At 74.3% G+C, this 17258-nt stretch carries 13 protein-coding genes and 1 pseudogene; 3 read left to right on the forward strand and 11 right to left on the reverse strand.

Annotated features, from left to right (window positions below; all coding sequences use genetic code 11):
• Positions 1–249 precede the first annotated feature (249 nt).
• The 3 genes and pseudogenes from AB0C27_RS00730 to AB0C27_RS00740 form a co-directional block, all read left to right on the forward strand.
• Positions 250–564, forward strand: a pseudogene (locus AB0C27_RS00730) (transposase); the annotation flags it as partial.
• Positions 551–868 carry an FAD-dependent monooxygenase gene (locus AB0C27_RS00735; protein WP_357835670.1) on the forward strand — a complete coding sequence of 106 codons (318 nt, stop codon included), beginning with the start codon at positions 551–553 and terminating at the stop codon, positions 866–868. The pseudogene AB0C27_RS00730 and the gene AB0C27_RS00735, both read left to right, overlap by 14 nt.
• Before the next feature lie 48 nt (positions 869–916).
• Positions 917–1705: an MOSC N-terminal beta barrel domain-containing protein gene (locus tag AB0C27_RS00740; RefSeq protein WP_357835673.1), complete on the forward strand. Its 789-nt coding sequence runs from the start codon at positions 917–919 to the stop codon at positions 1703–1705.
• 17 nt (positions 1706–1722) lie between these two features.
• Here the strand turns inward: AB0C27_RS00740 and AB0C27_RS00745 are convergent, their stop codons facing one another.
• The 11 genes from AB0C27_RS00745 to AB0C27_RS00795 all read right to left on the reverse strand — a co-directional run bounded on the left by AB0C27_RS00745 (position 1723) and on the right by AB0C27_RS00795 (position 17254).
• Complete coding sequence (locus AB0C27_RS00745; RefSeq protein WP_357835675.1) at positions 1723–4488, reverse strand: FAD-binding and (Fe-S)-binding domain-containing protein; 2766 nt, start codon at positions 4486–4488, stop codon at positions 1723–1725.
• Between the two features lie 46 nt (positions 4489–4534).
• Entirely contained in the window at positions 4535–5548 is a 1014-nt protein-coding gene (locus tag AB0C27_RS00750) for an alcohol dehydrogenase catalytic domain-containing protein (protein ID WP_357835678.1), read from the reverse strand.
• Complete coding sequence (locus AB0C27_RS00755; RefSeq protein WP_357835681.1) at positions 5549–6397, reverse strand: fumarylacetoacetate hydrolase family protein; 849 nt, start codon at positions 6395–6397, stop codon at positions 5549–5551.
• A 146-nt stretch (positions 6398–6543) separates the two neighbouring features.
• Positions 6544–7350 carry a MaoC family dehydratase N-terminal domain-containing protein gene (locus AB0C27_RS00760; RefSeq protein ID WP_357835684.1) on the reverse strand — a complete coding sequence of 269 codons (807 nt, stop codon included), beginning with the start codon at positions 7348–7350 and terminating at the stop codon, positions 6544–6546.
• Between the two features lie 123 nt (positions 7351–7473).
• Entirely contained in the window at positions 7474–9015 is a 1542-nt protein-coding gene (locus AB0C27_RS00765; protein ID WP_357835687.1) for an amidohydrolase family protein, read from the reverse strand.
• A gap of 44 nt (positions 9016–9059) precedes the next feature.
• Entirely contained in the window at positions 9060–10298 is a 1239-nt protein-coding gene (locus AB0C27_RS00770; RefSeq protein ID WP_357835690.1) for a CoA transferase, read from the reverse strand.
• Between the two features lie 23 nt (positions 10299–10321).
• Positions 10322–11287: a hydroxymethylglutaryl-CoA lyase gene (locus AB0C27_RS00775; RefSeq protein WP_357835693.1), complete on the reverse strand. Its 966-nt coding sequence runs from the start codon at positions 11285–11287 to the stop codon at positions 10322–10324.
• Entirely contained in the window at positions 11284–12555 is a 1272-nt protein-coding gene (locus AB0C27_RS00780; RefSeq protein ID WP_357835696.1) for a hydroxymethylglutaryl-CoA reductase, degradative, read from the reverse strand. The genes AB0C27_RS00775 and AB0C27_RS00780 overlap by 4 nt, the downstream gene beginning before the upstream one ends.
• 104 nt (positions 12556–12659) lie before the next feature.
• Positions 12660–14717, reverse strand: a complete 2058-nt coding sequence (locus tag AB0C27_RS00785; protein WP_357835699.1) for a GAF domain-containing protein — start codon at positions 14715–14717, stop codon at positions 12660–12662.
• A gap of 24 nt (positions 14718–14741) precedes the next feature.
• On the reverse strand, positions 14742–15533 hold the full coding sequence (locus AB0C27_RS00790) for an ABC transporter ATP-binding protein (RefSeq protein ID WP_357835702.1): 792 nt from the start codon (positions 15531–15533) through the stop codon (positions 14742–14744).
• Positions 15530–17254 carry a dipeptide/oligopeptide/nickel ABC transporter permease/ATP-binding protein gene (locus tag AB0C27_RS00795; RefSeq protein ID WP_357835705.1) on the reverse strand — a complete coding sequence of 575 codons (1725 nt, stop codon included), beginning with the start codon at positions 17252–17254 and terminating at the stop codon, positions 15530–15532. Before AB0C27_RS00795 ends, AB0C27_RS00790 begins: the two co-directional genes overlap by 4 nt.
• Positions 17255–17258: the final 4 nt, after the last annotated feature.

A 17258-nucleotide genomic window follows, 5' to 3' on the forward strand; every position in this document is an offset into this window, starting at 1 on the left:
AGGAGGTGAGTCCGAACACTGCGGGCCGACGAGGAGCGCTCGCACATGCGCACCCGGGTGCTGGGTGACGGCGAGGCGGCGCTGACCCGGGGTGGCGATCTGGCAGGGCTGACGCCGGCGCCGCTCGGCCCCGGGCCCACCACGACGCTGATGATCGTTAGCCAGGACGACTTCGGATACATGGGGGCCAGTGGCGGGCTCATCGGACACTCCGAGGAGACCCCCGCCTTCAGACGGAGGAGGAATTGGTCGAAGGACGCTGCGGGGCGTTGGTTCGTGTCCCTGCTGATCGAGGAGAAGATCAGCCCGCTGCCGCCCGTCACGGCGATGGTGGGGATCGACGCCGGGATCACCGTGCTGGCCACCCTGTCCACCGGTGAGAAGGTCGTCAATCCTCGTCACGAGCGCCGCGACCGGCGCAGACTCGCCAAGGCTCAGCGGGCGCTGGCTTGTACCCACCAACGTGCCGTGCCGTACACACCCAGGGCGACGCCGAACTGTTCCCGCACACCCGGCACAAGGTGCGTCCCGCTGGGGCGCGGGCCGGTGCGTGCTGCTCGGTGACGCCGCGCACGGGATGCCGCCCTTCATGGCACAGGGCACGAACCAGGCGCTGGAGGACGTGGCGACCCTGGTGAGCTGCCTGGACACCGTGCCCGATCCGTCCCGGGTGGTCGGCGTCTACTCCGCGAAACGGAAACGGCGCGCGGCCCTCGCCTCCACGATGGCCACGCACGGCCTCGCGGTGTCGGGTCCGCGGGCGTTGATGCAGAGCGAGTACGTGATGCGGATGAACGCCGCCGCCTCACCCCGCCTGGCCACCCGCGCCTTCGGCCACCTGCTCAGCACCCTCAGCAACCGGCTCTGACACCTTCTCGGACTGTCCCGCGTCGAGGTGACGATCTACGATGCGGGCATGCGACTGGTCGATATCCGGATTTATCCGGTTAAGTCCGGGGCTGGGTTGCCCGTAGCGGACGCCGCCGTGGAGCCATGGGGGCTGGCCGGTGACCGCCGGTGGGCGGTCGTCGATGAGGCGGGTGCGCACATCTGGCTGGGCGACTACCCCCGGATGGTCTCGGTCCTGGCACGCAACCTCGACGGCGGCGGCCTCCTGCTCTCCGCCCCTGGACGGCCCGATCTGGAGGTCCCCCAGGCCACGGGCGAGCCGGTCCCCGTGAAGTTCAGCGGGCTGGATCGCGCGGTCGCCGCCGATGACGCCGCCTGCGCCTGGTTCACCGAACTGCTCGGCCGGCCCGCCCGGCTCGTCTGGCTGGACGATCCCGGCCGCCGGGCCATCGACCCCGCGCACGGCGGCCTGCCCGGCGAGGTGGTCAGTTTCGCCTGGGACGCCCCGCTGCTGCTGACGTCCGCCGCCTCGCTCCGCCTCCTGGACGAGCAGATCGGCGGCGACGCGCCGCTCGACATGGCGCGGTTCCGGCCGAGCGTGGTCGTGGACGGCGGCGAGCCGTACGCCGAGGACGCCTGGAAGGAGGTCAGGATCGGCGAGGTGGACTTCCGCGTCTCGGAGGCGTGCGACCGATGCGCGGTCACCACCATCGACCCGGCCACCGGCGCCAGGGGCAAGGAGCCGCTCAGGACGCTCGCCCGGCATCGCCTCCGGGACGGCAAGACGTGGTTCGGCATCCGCCTCGTGCCCAGGGGGCCCGGCCGGATCCGGCTCGGCGATCCGGTGACCGCCTGAGAGGACGGCGGCCGGGGTCAGGCGGTGGCCTGGTCGAGGAGTTCCAGCAGGTGCTGGTACGGCTTTCCGGTGGCCCGGGTCATGCCGAGCTCGCACGTACGGTTCACCGAGGCGTGCGCCGCGAAGTCCCCGGCCGTCACGGCGGCGGCCTCGGCGCGGGTGGCGGAGGCGGTGAGCTCGGGGTGGAGCAGGCCGCGGTCCCCGGCGAAGGCGCAGCACTGCCAGCCCTCGGGGATCACCACCTCGTCGGCGACCGCTCGCGCGATGCTCGCGATGGCGGCGTCCAGGCCCAGCCGGGTGGAGGAGCAGGTGGGGTGCAGGGCCAGCGACGGCAGCCGGCGGGCGGCCGGGAGGTGGGGCAGGAGGTGCTCGGCGGTGTAGGCGACCGCGTCGAGCACCTTCAGATCGGGGACGAGGTGCGCGTACCCCTCGGTGCACGAGGCGGCGTCGGTGACGACCGGGACACTGCCGTCCCTGGTGGCCCGCGCGAGGGCGTCGCGGACGCGTCCGGCCATCGTCTCGTGGCCGTCGGCGTACCCCTTGGACGACCAGGGGGTGCCGCAGCACAGGCCGGCGATCTCGGCGGGCACGCGCAGCGTGATGCCGGCTCGGGCGGCCAGGCGCTGGAAGGCGGTCATGACGCCGGGCCCGTCGCCGGCGGGGGCGAACATCGTGTTCAGGCAGGAGGGCAGGTAGACGGCGTCGGGATCGGCGGCGGGGACCGGGCGGCGCCGGGTGCCGCCCCTGGGCAGGTCGCGGGTCCACTGCGGCACCGTCTCCGAGCCCGCCAGCGCGCGGGTGGCCCGGCTGCCGGCCTCGGGGAGGGCGGGCGGGGTCGCCGCGGCGGCGTCCAGGGCCAGGTTCATCGCGCGGGTGAGGCCGTCCCAGTGCTTGGCGGCGCTGTTCCAGCCCTGCTTCGCGGCACGGCCGTGGCGTTCGGCGCGTAGACGTTTGGTCAGGTCGCCGGTGTTGATCAGGACGGGACAGGCGGTGGCGCACATGCCGTCGACGGCGCACGTGTCCACGGCGTCGTAGCCGTAGTCCGCCTCCAGCGCGCGGACCAGGGCGTGATCGCCGGCCGCCTCGGCGGCGGCCATCTCCCGGCGCAGCACGATGCGCTGGCGCGGGGTGGTGGTCAGGTCGCGGCTGGGGCAGACGGGCTCGCAGTAGCCGCACTCGACGCAGCGGTCGACCTCGGGCTCGACCGTGACGACCTGCTTGAGGTCGCGCAGGTGGGCGTCGTCGCGGTCGGTGAGCACGACGCCGGGGTTGAGCGTGCCCGCCGGGTCGCACAGGCGCTTGATCTCACGCATGACGTCGTAGAGCTCGTCGCCGTACTGGCGGCGGACGAACGGGGCCATGACACGGCCGGTGCCGTGCTCGGCCTTGAGCGTGCCGCCGCGGCCCAGTACGGCCTCGACCATGTCCTCGGTGAAGTCGGCGTAACGCCGCAGCTCGGTGCCGAAGCGCTCGTTCAGCATGAAGTGCAGGTTGCCGTCCTTGGCGTGGCCGAAGATGACGCTGCGCTCGTAGCGGTGCTTGGCGAACAGCTCGGTGAGGTCGTCGCACAGGTCCGCGAGCACGGGTACGGGGACGGCCACGTCCTCCAGCAGGGCGGTGGTACCGCTGGGCCGGGCGCCGGCCACGGACGCGTACAGACCCTTGCGGATGTGCCACAGCGCGGCCCTGACGCCGGCCTCCCTGCCGAGCCGGGCGGGGACGGACAGGCGCAGCCCGGCGAACGCCCGCTCGGCGGCGCGCTCGCGCTCGGTGAGCAGGTCGGCGTCGGACTCCTGCCACTCGACCAGCAGCGCGGCGTGCCCGGCGACGTCGAGGGAGCGCAGCACGTCGTCGGCCTTGGGGTCGGTCTGGGCCACCCGCAGCGACTCGGCGTCCAGCAGCTCGACCGCGGCCGGCCCGGCGGCGACCAGTTCAGGCATCGCGGCCATCGCCTCACGCAGGGTGGGCAGGACGAGCAGGCCGGTGGCGGCCAGGCGGTGCGCGGGGACCGTGCGGAAGACCGCCTCGGCGACGAAGCCGAGCGTGCCCTCGCTGCCGATGATCAGGTGGGCGAGGATCTGCGCGGGCGAGTCGTGGTCGAGGAGGCTGTTGAGGCCGTACCCCATGGTGTTCTTGAGCGAGAACTGGGCGGTGATACGGCGCACCGACTCGGCGTCGCCGCGCACGCGGTCGCGCAGCCGGGCCAGCCCGTCGGCGAGCGCGGGCTCCAGCGCCCGCAGCCGCTCGTCGGCGTCGGGGGCGCCGGTGTCGATCACGGTGCCGCTGGGCAGCACGACCGTCATCGACTCCAGCGTCCGGTACGTGTTGGCGTGCGTGCCGCAGGTCATGCCGCTGGAGTTGTTGGCCACCACGCCGCCGATCGTGCACGCCGACTCGCTGGCCGGGTCGGGGCCGAGCTTGCGGCCGTAGGGGGCCAGGCGGGCGTTGACCTGCCGCAGCACCGCGCCCGGCTGGACGCGGACGCGTTCGCCGCCGTCCAGCACCTCGATGCCGCGGAAGTGCCGGCGCGTGTCCACCAGCAGGTGCTCGCTGACGCCCTGCCCGCTCAGGCTGGTGCCGCCGGAGCGGAAGGTGAGCGGCAGGCCCGTCCGCAGCAGCGCGGCGACCTGCTCGGCGCTCTCCGGTACCAGGACGGCCTGCGGGGTGAGCAGGTAGTGGGAGGCGTCGTGAGCCATGCCGAGCCGGTCGCCGGCCCGGGTACGGGCGATTCCCGGCACGGCGGCCTCCACCGTGTCCAGGACTGCGGAATCCGGCGCTTTCATCACGTTTCCTACTCTTTCATCGGCACGAACGGCGACGAGCTCCGGCTCAGCGGTGCGGGTCTATGTGGATCTTGGGGCCGGGGCCGGCGCCGGGCGGGCGGTGGCCGGCCAGGACCCCGGGGGTCTCGGCCAGGCCGACCGTGGCGGCCACCAGCGGCCTGGCGTCCACCGAGCCGTCGGCATAGGCGGCCGCCGCCGCGGCCAGTCCGGCCGAGCCGCCCAGGATACCCACGGCCGTGACGTCCTTGAGCAGCAGGTCACGGGTGTCGAGGGTGCTCGGCGTACCGGCCAGGCCGATGTAGACCACGCGCCCGGCCGGCTCGACCAGGTCGAGGGCGAGCGCGGGTAACTCGGGCGCGTTGGAGGCGTCCACGACCGCGTCCCACGCCGGCGGCGGCAGCTCGGGCCTGGTCCAGACGCCGGCGAAGCCGAGCGAGGCGGCCAGGCGCAGCCCTTCCCGGTCGCGGCCCATCAGGTGCGTCTCGATCCCCTGGGCCCGCGCGAACAGTGCCGCCAGCAGGCCGATCGTGCCGGTCCCGAGGATGAGCAGCCGCTGACCTTTGCCGAGCGCGGCGGCGCCGACGGCGCGCAGGGCGTTGCCGCCGGGCTCCACCAGCGCGCCGAGCGCGGGGTCGAGCTCGGCGGGCAGCGGACGCAGGGCCGTGACCGGTACAACGAGCCGTTCGGCGAGGGCTCCGGCGAAGCCGCGGCTGATGCCGACCTCGGCCAGGTCCGCGCACACGTGGTGGCGGCCGGTCCGGCAGCGTTCGCAGTGCCCGCAGCCGAGCATGGTGTCGCCGGTGACCCGGCGGCCCAGCCACTCGCGCGCCACGCCCGCGCCGGTCTCGGTGACGATCCCGCACCACTCGTGGCCGGGGCGCAGCGGATACCAGGAGCGGCCGGTACGCAGGTAGCTCATCTCGCCGCTGAACAGCTCGACGTCGGTGCCGCACACGCCGGCCCGCTCCACGTCCACGACGACCTGTCCAGGCCCGGCGACCGGCGGCTCGACGTCGTGCACCGCGGCCTCGCCGGGGCCGGTGATGACCAGGGCGCGCACCTAGCGGGCTCCCACGACCCGCTGACGCTGGCTGCCCAGGCCGTCGATGCCCAGCTCCATCACGTCGCCGGGCTGGAGCCAGAGCTGCGGTTTGTGGCCCATGCCGACGCCGGGCGGGGTGCCGGTGTTGATCAGGTCACCCGGCTCCAGCACCATGAACTGGCTCAGGTGGTGGACGAGGAAGTACGGGTCGAAGATCATCGTCGCGGTGCTGCCGGTCTGGCGGCGGGTGCCGCTGACGTCCAGCCACATGCCCAGGTTCTTGACGTCGGCGATCTCGTCGGGGGTGACCAGCCACGGCCCGGCCGGGTTGAACGTCTCGGCCGACTTGCCCTTGCTCCACTGGCCGCCGCGCTCCATCTGGAAGGCACGCTCGCTGACGTCGTTGACCACGCAGTAGCCGGCGATGGCGGCGCGGGCCTCCTCGACGGAATCGAGGTAGGAGGTACGCCGGCCGATGACGATGCCCAGCTCCACCTCCCAGTCGGTCTTGGTGGCGCCGCGCGGGATGCGGACGTCGTCGTACGGGCCGATGAGCGTGTTGGGCGGCTTGGTGAACAGGATCGGCTCGTCCGGCACGGCCTGGCCGGTCTCGGCGGCGTGGTCGCTGTAGTTGAGCCCGATGCACAGGATCTGGTGCGGCCTGGCGATCGGCGCGCCGATCCGCTCACCGGCGAACGCGCGCCGCTCCCCTGTCGCCACCCGCTCGGCGAGCAGCGCCGGGCCGCCCGCGGCGAAGAATCGCTCGTCGAAGTCGGGGGTGACGTCCGAGACGTCGACGTAGTGGCTGTCGTCCACGCGGACGACGGGCTTCTCGGCGCCGGGCGGGCCGATGCGCATCAGGTACACGAAGATCTCCGCTGTCAGGAGTGCGGCGGGGTCGGCGAGGTCGGGCGAACCGGGACCGCCGCGCGACTGACGCCTGGCTCGTCCACCGTTTCGGGCATGTTCCGCACCTTAGACCACGGTTCAGGAAGCCGGAATACGGGGGTGATTCAGGCGAACCGCACCTCGGCGCTCACGAGCGCGCCGCCTTCGGCGTCGAGCACCCACAGCCGCGCCCCGTCCGGCTCGGGCCGCCCGGCCAGCCTGACGGGGGTCCCGAGATGGACGGGGGCGAGGGCGCGCATGGAGTACGTCGCCGGGGTCCGGCCCGGGTTTCTGCGCAGGGCGAGGTCGAGCAGCAGCATGCTGGTGAGCGGGCCGTGGACGAGCAGGCCCGGCTGCCGCTCCACCTCGCGCGCCCACGGGTCGTTGTAGTGGATGAGGTGGCTGTTGTAGGTCAGCGCGGAGTAGCGGAACAGGTGCACGGGGCCCAGGTCGAGCGGCTCGTCCCAGGCCAGCTCGGCCGGCTCGGGGCCCGGCTGGGGGCGGGCTGGGCCGGTGGGGCCGAGGAAGACGTCGTGCTGGCGCACGGTCACGGCAGGGCCGTCCGGCCCGGCGATCGTCCTTTCGATGGTGACGAACACGAGCCTGCCGCTGCGGCCCCGCTTGTCGTCCATCCGGTCGAGCGTGGCGGTCAGGTCGAGCGTCTCGCCGTAGCGGATCGGGCGGTGGAAGGTCATCTCCTCCCCCGCGAACAGCCGGCGCGGCAGGTCGATGTCGGGCACGACGCCGTCGCGGGCCGGGGTGCCGTCGGGACGCAGCGCGTCGAGCGCGAGGTCGGGCAGGAAGTAGAGCCCGTGCCGGCCCGGCGGCAGCACCCCGCCCTCGACCGGCTCGGGGTCCTCGCGCGCGAACGTGTCCCGATAGGCCCGCGCGGGCCACAGGCGGATGGTGTCGGTCCGGGTGATCGTGGTCACAGAGCTCTCCCGTGCGGGACGTCGGTCCGGATGGTGGTCACAAGGCCCTCGCGTGCGACACGCCCAGTCGCAGGACCCCCGTGCCGGATACCGGTCGCAGGGCCCCCTGTGTCGGACGCCCGGTCACAGGTTTCTCCAGGTCCAGCGGCCGGCGAGCAAGGTGCCCGCGACGGGCATCGTGCGGAGGTCGTCGCGGTCGGCGGTGGTCGGGTCGCGGTCGAGGACGACCAGGTCGGCGGGGTCGCCGACGGCGAAGCCGGTGCGTCCGCGGGAGGCGGCGGCCAGGGCCGCGCCGTGTGGCAGGCGCTGCTCGGGATGCCACGGCTCGCGCTCGCCGCGGCTGCGGCTGATCGCGGAGGCGACGGCCTGCCACGGGTCCAGCGGCGCGACGGGGGCGTCGGAGCCGAGCCGCAGGGCGACCCCGGCCTCGTGCAGCGAGGCGAAGGCGAAAGCGCGGCCCGTCCGCCCCTCCCACAGCCGGTCGGCGACGTCGCGGTCGTCCATGGCGTGCTCCGGCTGGACGCTCGCTACGAGCCCGAGCCGGGCGAAGCGGGCGAAGTCCTCGGCCCGGACGAGCTGCGCGTGCTCGATCACCCCCGGCCGCCCCAGCTCCTCGAACACGTCGATGACCTGCGTGTTCGCCCGGTCTCCAATGGCGTGCACGGCGGCCTCGATCCCGCCGGGCCAGGCCAGGACGAGCAGGTCGCGCAGCTCCGCGGCGGTGTAGCTCTCGATGCCGCACGCGTGCGGGTCGCCGGGGTCGAGCCCGGGGTACGGGTCCCAGCACAGCGCGGTCCTGGTGTTGAGCGAGCCGTCCACGACGACCTTCAGCCGCCCGACGGTCACCAGCCCACCGGGGTCCAGCGGCGCGCCGGTGCGCAGGCCCCGCGCGAGGGCGTCGTCCAGCCGGTCGGGCCAGATGGACGCCTCCACCCGCAGGCTCGTCACCCCGCCCGCGACCCGCTCGGGCCACAGCCGGACGTTGTCGGCGTGCTCGAAGTCGACGATGCCGACGACCCCGCGCCGGGCCGCCGCCCGCGCCGCGTCGCGGTAGTCGGCCACCGTCAGCGAGCCCTCCGCGTCCAGGCCGGGCGAGTCGATCCAGTCGCCCTCGCGCAGCACCCCCGACTCGTCCACGCTCACGCCCATCCGGGCGGCGGCGGCCGAGTTGATCCAGCCGCAGTGCAGGTCGCCGCTGACGAGGACGACCGGGGTGCCGGGGGCGGCCTCGTCGAGGGCGCGCAAGGTGGGCCGGTCGGGCCAGAGCGCGTCGCGGAAGCCGTACCCGGACAGGACTCCCCCTGCGGGCACGGGCGTGCGGGCGAGCGCCGCGCGGACGAGGGCGGCGGTCTCGGCGGCGCTGGTCGCGCCGGACAGGTCCACGCGGCGGCTCTGGACCACCCACTGGGTGAAGTGCACATGTTCGTCCCACAGGCCGGGCCCGAGGTGGCGCCCGCCGAGGTCCACCGGCTCGGCGCCGGGGGCGGGCACCGTGCCTGCCGGACCGGCCGCGACGATCCGCCCGCCGCGTACGTGCACGTCGGTGAGGGTGTCGTCACCGTAGCGGCGGGCGTCGCGCAGGAGCAGCCCGTTCGTGTCCGTCGCCGCGCCAGTCGTCGTGTCCATCGTCGTGTCCATCGTCGTGTCCATCGTCACGCCCGTCACCGCGCCATCACCATGCCTGCCCTCGCGTCCGTCATCCCCGGCTCTCAGATCGCGCCGGCGGCGCGTAGCGCGGCGATCTCGTCGGGGCCGTAGCCGGCCAGTGCGCCGAGGACCACCTCGGTGTCCCGGCCGAGCTCGGCCGCAGGCCGCCGTACGTCCGCCGGCGTGACGCTCAGCTTGATCGGCTGGCCGAACATCCGTACGGGCCCGAAACCGGGATGATCGACGCTCACCACCATGTCGCGTTCGGCGGTCCCCGGGTCCTCGACCACGTCCTTGATGGACTTGACCACCGTGAGCGGCAGCACCTCCCCGGCCATCCGCTCCAGCTCCTCACCCGTGCGCCCGGCCAGCCACCGCGCGATGACGGGCCGCACCCTGCGCTCGTAGACGCCCTCGTCGAAGCGCTTGCGCATGGTGTCGATCTCGGGGTCGGCGGCCAGGCCGGGTTCGCCGAACAGCTCGCACGCCAGGCGCCAGAACTTGTCGGTGTAGGCGCCGAAGAACACGTGCCCGTCCCGGCACGGGAACAGCTCGTACGGCCGCACCCACGGATGCCGGTTGCCGGTGTGCCGGGCGACGTCGCCGTCCACCGTGTAGTTGACGACCGCGTTCTCGGTGAGCGCGATGACGCTGTCCACCTGGGCGACGTCCACGAGCTGGCCCTGCCCCGTGGCCTCCGCGTGGCGCAGCGCCAGCAGCGTCCCGGTGACGGCGAACAGGGTCGCGGCGAGGTCGCCGAGCACGGTGCCGACCCGTACGGGCGGGCCGCCGGGGTCGCCGTTCATCGACCACAGGCCGCCGGCCGCCTGCGCGGTGCTGTCGAACGCGGGCCGCCGGCTGCGCGAGCCGGTCTGCCCGTACCCGGAGATGGCCGTGTAGACCAGGCGCGGGTTGACCTCGGCGAGGGTGTCGTAGCCGACGCCGAGCTTGGCCATGGTGCCGGGGCGGAAGTTCTCGACGAGGATGTCGGCCTTGGCGGCGAGGTCTTTGAGCGCCGTACGGCCCGCCTCGGTGGACAGATCGAGCGTGATGGTCAGTTTGCCGCGGTTGTACTGGGCGTAGTAGCCGCTCAGCTCCTTCTCCCCCGCCCGCACGTACGGCGGGAAGCCGCGCGTGACGTCGGGGTCCCTCGGGTTCTCCACCTTGATCACGGTCGCGCCGAAGTCGGCCAGGATCTGCCCGCAGTACGGCCCGGCGAGCACGCGGGACAGGTCGAGCACCACGACCCCGGACAGCGCGCCCGGCTGCTCCGGAAGCCCTGGAAACATCTCAGCGGTCACTGTCTCTCCCTGATGTCGTGTCGTCATCGCCCGGCGGCGGCGAGTGCGGTGGTGACCCGTGACGGCAGCCCGGTACGGCCCAGCCGGGCGCCGATCCAGCGCGCCACGGCGGCGAGCGCGTCCAGGTCGGCCCCGGTCGCGATCCCCATGCCGTGCAGCAGCCAGACCAGGTCCTCGGTGGCCAGGTTCCCGGTCGCGCCGCGCGCGTACGGGCAGCGCCCGAGCCCGCCGATCGAGGAGTCGAACTCGCGCACGCCCGCGTCGAGCCCGGCGACCACGTTGGCCAGCGCCTGCCCGTACGTGTCGTGCAGGTGCAGCGCGAGGTCGCCGGCGGGGACGCCGAGCGCGGCCAGGTCGCGCACGATCGCGTGCACGTGGCCCGGCGTGGCGACGCCGATGGTGTCGCCGAGCGCGACGGTCGCGCAGCCGGCCTCGAAGAGCGCGGCGGCGGTGGCGGCCACCACGCCCCGGTCCACGGGCCCCTCCCAGGGGTCCCCGAAGGCCATCGAGACGTAGCCGCGCACGCCGAGCCCGTGCCCGCGCGCCTCCCGGGTCACCTCCGTGGCGGTGTCGAGTGCCGCCTGCCTGGCGGCGTTGAGGTTGGCGCGGGCGAAGCTCTCCGTCGCGCTCACGACCACGGCGACGTGGCGGGCGCCCGCCTCGACGGCCCGTTCCAGGCCGCGCCGGTTGGGCACGAGCGCGACGGTGCGCACGCCGTCCAGGTCGGCGAGGGCGGGCAGCACCTCGGCGGCGTCGGTCAGCTGCGGGATCCACGCCGGTGGGACGAAGCTCGTCGCCTCGATGTCGCGCAGCCCGGCCGCGGCGAGCCGGCGGCACAGCTCGATCTTCGTCCTGGCCGGGACGACGGCCGGCTCGGCCTGGAGCCCGTCGCGCGGCCCGACCTCGTGGACGCGCACCCGCTCGGGGGCCCGCTCCATGCGCTCGACGATCGGCCGGGGCCGCCAGCGCTCGCCTGGCGGCGTGCTCACGCGCGTTCACCCCGCAGCGACGCCAGCACCTCGCGGGCGTACTCCTCCTGGATCTTCCCGTCCCGCACCAGCCGCTCCGCGACCCGCGGCACCTCGTCGGGCGTGGCGCCGGCGGTGGCCGCGATCGTCCTGGCGTGCAGCCGCATGTGCCCGTGCTGGATGCCTTCGGCGGCCAGGGCGCGGCAGGCGGCCAGGTTCTGCGCCAGGCCGACGGAGACGATGATCTCGGCCAGCTCCGCCGCCGAGGTGACGCCCAGGATCTTGAGCGCCGCCTGCGCCACCGGGTGCGCGCGGGTGGCCCCGCCGACGAGGCCGACCGGCATCGGCACCTCCAGCGTGCCGGTGAGGTTGCCGTCGCGGTCCTTCTCGAAGCGCGACAGGGCGGTGTAGGCGCCGTCGCGGGCGGCGTGCGCGTGGCAGCCCGCCTCGACGGCGCGGGTGTCGTTGCCGGTGGCGAGGACGACGGCGCTGATGCCGTTCATGATGCCCTTGTTGTGGGTGGCGGCGCGGTACGGGTCCGCCTCCGCGAACGCCGCGGCCGCCACGATGTCGTCCACGACCTGGGGGCCGCCGAGCAGCTCCGCGTCGAAGACCGCCCGCGCCCGTACGAGCCGGGTGTCGGCCTTGTTGCTCAGGATGCGCAGCAGCGGGCGGCCGCCCGCGCGCTCGGCGAGCACCGGTGCGGCCGCCTCGGCCATCGTGTTGACGGCGTTGGCGCCCATGGCGTCGCGCACGTCCACCAGCAGGTGCGCGATCACCTGCGCGCCCGCGCGGGTCTCCAGCACTCGGGCGGTCAGGTCGCGCGCGCCGCCGCCCAGCCGGACGAGCACGGGGTCCTGGGCGTCGGCCAGCGCCAGGATCTCCTCCCTGGCCTCCAGGACGCGGTTGCGCGCCCCGTGCGGGTCGGTCACGTCCACGACCTGGATCTGCGCGATCATCACAGGACCGGTCCCCGAGGCGTGGAAGCCGCCGTGCACGCGGGCGATGCGCGCGGCGTTGCTCGCGGCGGCCACCACGGACGGCTCCTCGGTGACCATCGGCACGAGGCGGTCGCGCCCGTTCACGGTCACGTTGGTGGCCACGCCGAGCGGCAGTCCGATCGTGCCGATGACGTTCTCGATCATGTGGTCGGCCTGCTCCAGGGCGAGGCCGCCGGTGTCGAGCGCGCTCAGCGCCGCGGCCGGCACGCCCGCGCCGTCCGCCACCAGGGCGCGCCGCTCGGCCACGCTCCTGTCCTTGATCCCGGAGATCCGGCTGTTGACCGCCACGTGTGCTCCTCGTCGTCCGGTGGACGCGCCGCGGGACCGATCACCGCGCGACGCCGCTGGTCCCGTCAACGTAGGCCGGGCCCGCCCGGCCGGGCCATGGGTGTTCACCCCAGCCCTCCGGGCTCTTCGTGTGCCGATGACCTGTGGGCCGCGCTCATCAGCTCCCGCAGGCGGACGGCCAGGGAGATGCGGAAGAAGCGATCGTCCTCGCGCCAGCCGGGGCCGAGCAGGGCGTCGAGGCGTTCGAGGCGCTGCAGGATCGTGTTGGGGTGGAAACCCAGCGTCCTGGCGGCCCTGGTGGGGCTGGCGTTGCAGCGGGCGAAGGCCCGCAAAGTGGCCTCCAGCTCGGTGCCGCGTTCTGCGTCGTAGTCGAGCACGGGGCCGATCAGCCGGGTCACGTACGAGGTCAGCGAGCGCGCGTCGGCGTCGAACACGCTCACGTACGGGAGGTAGTCGTCCGTGCCCGCCACCTCGTCGTCCACCCCGATCACGGCGAGCAGCCGGCTGGTACGCAGGGCGAGCGTGAAGCACTCGACAAGCCCTGCCACCGCCTCCTCGACCGGATCACCGGCCCCGGCCGGCTCAGTGGGCGGCAGCACCACCGCGAGGACCGGGCCGCCGGCGTGGCGGGCGATGTGCTCCCTGAGGGCGTGCGGGGCGGCGCCGGGCCGGCGCGAGTCCAGCAGCACCACCACGGCGTCGTGGCTCAGCCCCGCCAGCCCGGCCGCGCCGACGTGCCGCCGCGCCGCCGCCAGGGCGCGGGCCCGCCGCTCGCCGGGGACGACGTAGAGCTGCACGGTGTCGAGCCGGGACAGCTCGACGCCGAACGCGCGGGCGCGGCGCTCCAGGTCGTCGCGGCGGCCCGGCTGGCCGTCCAGGATGTCCGCGACGAGGTCGGTGAGCAGCCGGCCCTCGGCCCGCGCCACGGCCTGATGCTGCAGCTCCAGCAGGGAGCACACCTGGGCGGCGCGCTCGATCGTGCGGCGGTCGACCGGGCCCAGCTCGAAGTCACCAGGCCCGAACAGCAGCGCCCCGAAGTCCTGCGCCCCCGCCCGCATCGCGCCGACGGCGGCCACCTCGTGCTCCGCTCCAGCGAGCATCTCGCGGTCCGCGCCGGCGAGCACCTGGCAGTGCCCGGTCCGCGCGCCGGCCGCGACGGCGGCCCGTACCCGCGGGGGAAGCTCCACCGGGCCGCCCGCCCGCGCGCTCATGAACGGCGCGGCGGGCCCCGACGCGGCGATGACGCGGTCCTCCGCGTCGATCACGGTGACGCCGCGCCCCAGGGCCGAGGAGAGCGCCCGTACGAGCTGGCCGAAGCCGCCGCCGTCCAGCACGACCTGGATGAGCTCCCGGTGCACCGCGCCGGCGCGGTCCCGTTCGGCCAGGTGCTCGGTGAGCCGCTCCAGCGCCGCGCGCGCCTCCTCCTCGGAACGCCACAGGTCGCGCAGCGTGTGCGCGGTCCGCAGGACGACGGAGGCGTGGTCGGCCAGCGCCGACAGCAGCGCGATCTGGTCGGGGGTGAACGAGCGTTCCTCGCGTGTCGCCACGAACAGCACGCCGAGCACGTCGTCGCCGGACACCATCGGCACGCCCAGGATGGAGACGACGCCCTCCAGCTCGACGGCCCGGTCGATGTCCGGAACGCGCCGGTCCGCCAGGTATTCGCTGTAGCGCGGCACCCAGCGGGGCATCCGCAGCTCGATGACCTCGCCGGCCAGGCCGTAGCCGGCGGGCACGTTCAGGTGGCGGAACTCGCCGCTGTAGGCGCCGGCGGTCGTGCGCACGTTGAGCTCCCTGGTGCGCGCGTCGTACTCCGACAGGTACGTCACGTCGCAGCCGAGGATCTCGTGCGCCCGCTGGACCAGCCGTTCGAGCAGCGCCTTGCCGTCGCGTGCCGCGGCCAGCTCGCGGGCGCTGGCGAACAGGGCGGCCAGCTCGTGCTCGCGGCGGCGCAGCCGTACGTGCTCGCTGTGGGCCCGGTGGACGTGCTCGCGCGCCTGCTCCTGGCGTGGGGCGGGTACGCCCAGCGTCTCCAAGGCGGCGCCGAGGTCGCGGGGGCTGACGGCGCCGTCGCCGGTGACGGCGCCGAGCACGGTGGCGAGCGCCTCCGACCGCGCGGAGACGCCGTCTACGGTGGCCGGCGCCGAGATGTCGTCGCGCACGTTTCCTGCCTCCTCACGCGGCGGTCAGACCGCCTCCTCCCGGTCGAACGGCTCCCCCATGACCGGCACGGCGGCCAGCAGCTCGCGCGTGTACGGATGCCCGGGCGCGGACAGCACGCTCTCGGTCTCCCCCGACTCCACGATCCGGCCGTGCCGCATGACGCTGACGGTGTCGCACACGTACCGGACGACGGCGAGGTTGTGCGAGATGAACAGGATGGTCAGGTCCAGCTCGGCGCGCAGCTCGCGGAGCAGGTTGAGCACGATCCCCTGCACGGAGACGTCGAGCGCGGAGGTGATCTCGTCGGCGATGACGACGTCCGGCTCGGCGGCCAGCGCCCTGGCGATGGTGACGCGCTGGCACTGGCCGCCGGAGAAGGCCGAGGGGAGGTCGCCGGCCCGCTTCGGGTCGAGGTGGACCAGCGACAGCAGCTCCTCGACCCGGCGTTGCCTGTCCGCCTTGGACGGGCGGCGGCCGGTGGCGCGCATGGCCTCCGCGATCGAGGCTCCGACGGGCATCCTGGGGTCGAGCGCCGCGTACGGGTCCTGGAAGACGAGCTGAACGCGCCTGCGGGCGGCGCGCGCGACGGCGGAGCTGCCGGCGATGTCGGCGCCGTCCAGCCGGATCGTGCCGGAAGAGGGTCTGACGAGCCCCACCGCGGCGGCGGCCAGGGTGGACTTGCCCGAGCCCGACTCGCCGACGAGCCCGTGGATGCCGCCGGAGGCGACGGTGAGGTCCACGCCGTCCACGGCGACGTGCGCGCCGGCGCCGTGCCCGTACCGCACGCTGATGCCGGCGAATTCGAGAGTGCTCACGCTCGTGCCTCCTCGGCGACGCCGCCGCTCTCGTCGATGACGGGCAGCGGGCGGGATCGGTCGGTGCCCATGTGCGGCACGCACGCCACCAGAGCCCGCGTATACGGGTGCCGCGCCTCGTCCAGCCGCGCCGCGGCCACCTCCTCGACGATCTGCCCGTCCTTCATCACCAGCACCCGGTCACAGAACCCGCTGACCAGGGCGATGTCGTGGGAGATGAACAGGATGGCGCTGCCGGTCCGCCGCCGCGCGTCGCGCAGCACGCGCAGCACCTGGCGCTGCACGGTCACGTCGAGCGCGGTCGTCGGCTCGTCCGCGATCACCAGCCGCGGCCGGCCCATGAGCCCCATCCCGATCATGGCCCGCTGGCGCATGCCGCCGGACAGCTCGTGCGGGTACTGGCGGGCGCGGCGCTCGGGGCGCGCGATCCCAACCGAGGCGAGCACGTCCCTGGCCCGGCGGCGGGCCGCCGCCCTGGGGACGCCGTCGTGGGTCCTGCTGACCTCGGTGAGCTGCCGCCCGACGGTGAGCGAGGGGTTGAGCGAGGTGAGCGGGTCCTGGAAGACCACGGCCAGCTCCAGGCCCAGTTTGCGGCGGTCGGCGGTGCGCGGCGCGGCGGTCATGTCGATGCCCTGGAAGCTCAGCCTGGTGGCGTCGATCGTGGCCTCGGGGCCGAGCAGGCCGGCGATGGCCATGGCGGTGACCGACTTGCCGGATCCCGAGGCTCCGACGATGCCGACGGTCTCGCCGGGCCTGATGGTCAGGCTCACGCCGCGTACCCGCTCGACGAGGTCGCCCCGCCGGTCGGGGAAGCTCACCCGCAGGTCCTCGACCTCCACCAGCGCGTCCGGGTCGCCCGCAGCGCGTGCGCGCGCTTTGCCCGCCTTGTACGGCTTCGAGGGCGTCCTTGAAGCGGACTCGCCGGTCAGCGAGCCGATCGCGTTGAGGATCAGACCGGTGAGAATGATCGCGATGCCGGGGCCGAGCGCCGCCATCGGGTTGACGTAGATGCGCGCGATGCCCTCGCGCAGCAGCCGGCCCCAGTCGAAGTCAGGGGCCTGCACGCCGAGGCCGAGGAACGACAGCCCGGCGAAGGACAGCAGCGCGGTGGAGGCGTACGCGGCGGTGTTGACCAGCATCGGCGGCGCGATGTTGGGGATCACGTGGCGGACGATCACACCGATCGGCCCGACGCCGACGATCCTGGCGGCCCGGACGAAGTCGCGCCCGGTCACGGAGGAGGCCAGCGTGTACGTCAGCCGCGCGATCGACGGCACCCCCGCGAACCCCACCGCCAGCATGGCGCCGCTCGCGGTCGCGCCCCAGATCACCGAGAAGAACAGCGCGAGCAGCAGCCACGGGAACGACAGCAGGATGTCGATGAACGCGCTGACCAGCCGCCGCAGCGGCCGGGGCAGCACGGTCGCGACCACGCCGAGCACGATCCCGCCGGCCACGGCGACGGCCGTGGCCCCGAGCGCGAGCAGCACCGACAGCCGGGCCGCGATGAGCACCCGGGCCAGCACGTCGCGGCCGAGGTCGTCGGTGCCGAACGGATGCGCGGCGCTCGGCCCCTGGACCCGCTCGGCCACGGAGGTCGCGGAGGCGGCGTCGCCCCACACGTACGGCGCCAGCACGATGACGAGCAGCAGCGCGAGCACGCCGAGAACGGTCACGACGCCTTGCGGGCCGCGCAGCCCGCGCGGGAGGCCGGAGCGCACGATG

Source organism: Nonomuraea sp. NPDC048882, assembly GCF_040649755.1.
In the GTDB taxonomy this organism is placed as follows: Bacteria; Actinomycetota; Actinomycetes; order Streptosporangiales; family Streptosporangiaceae; genus Nonomuraea; species Nonomuraea maheshkhaliensis.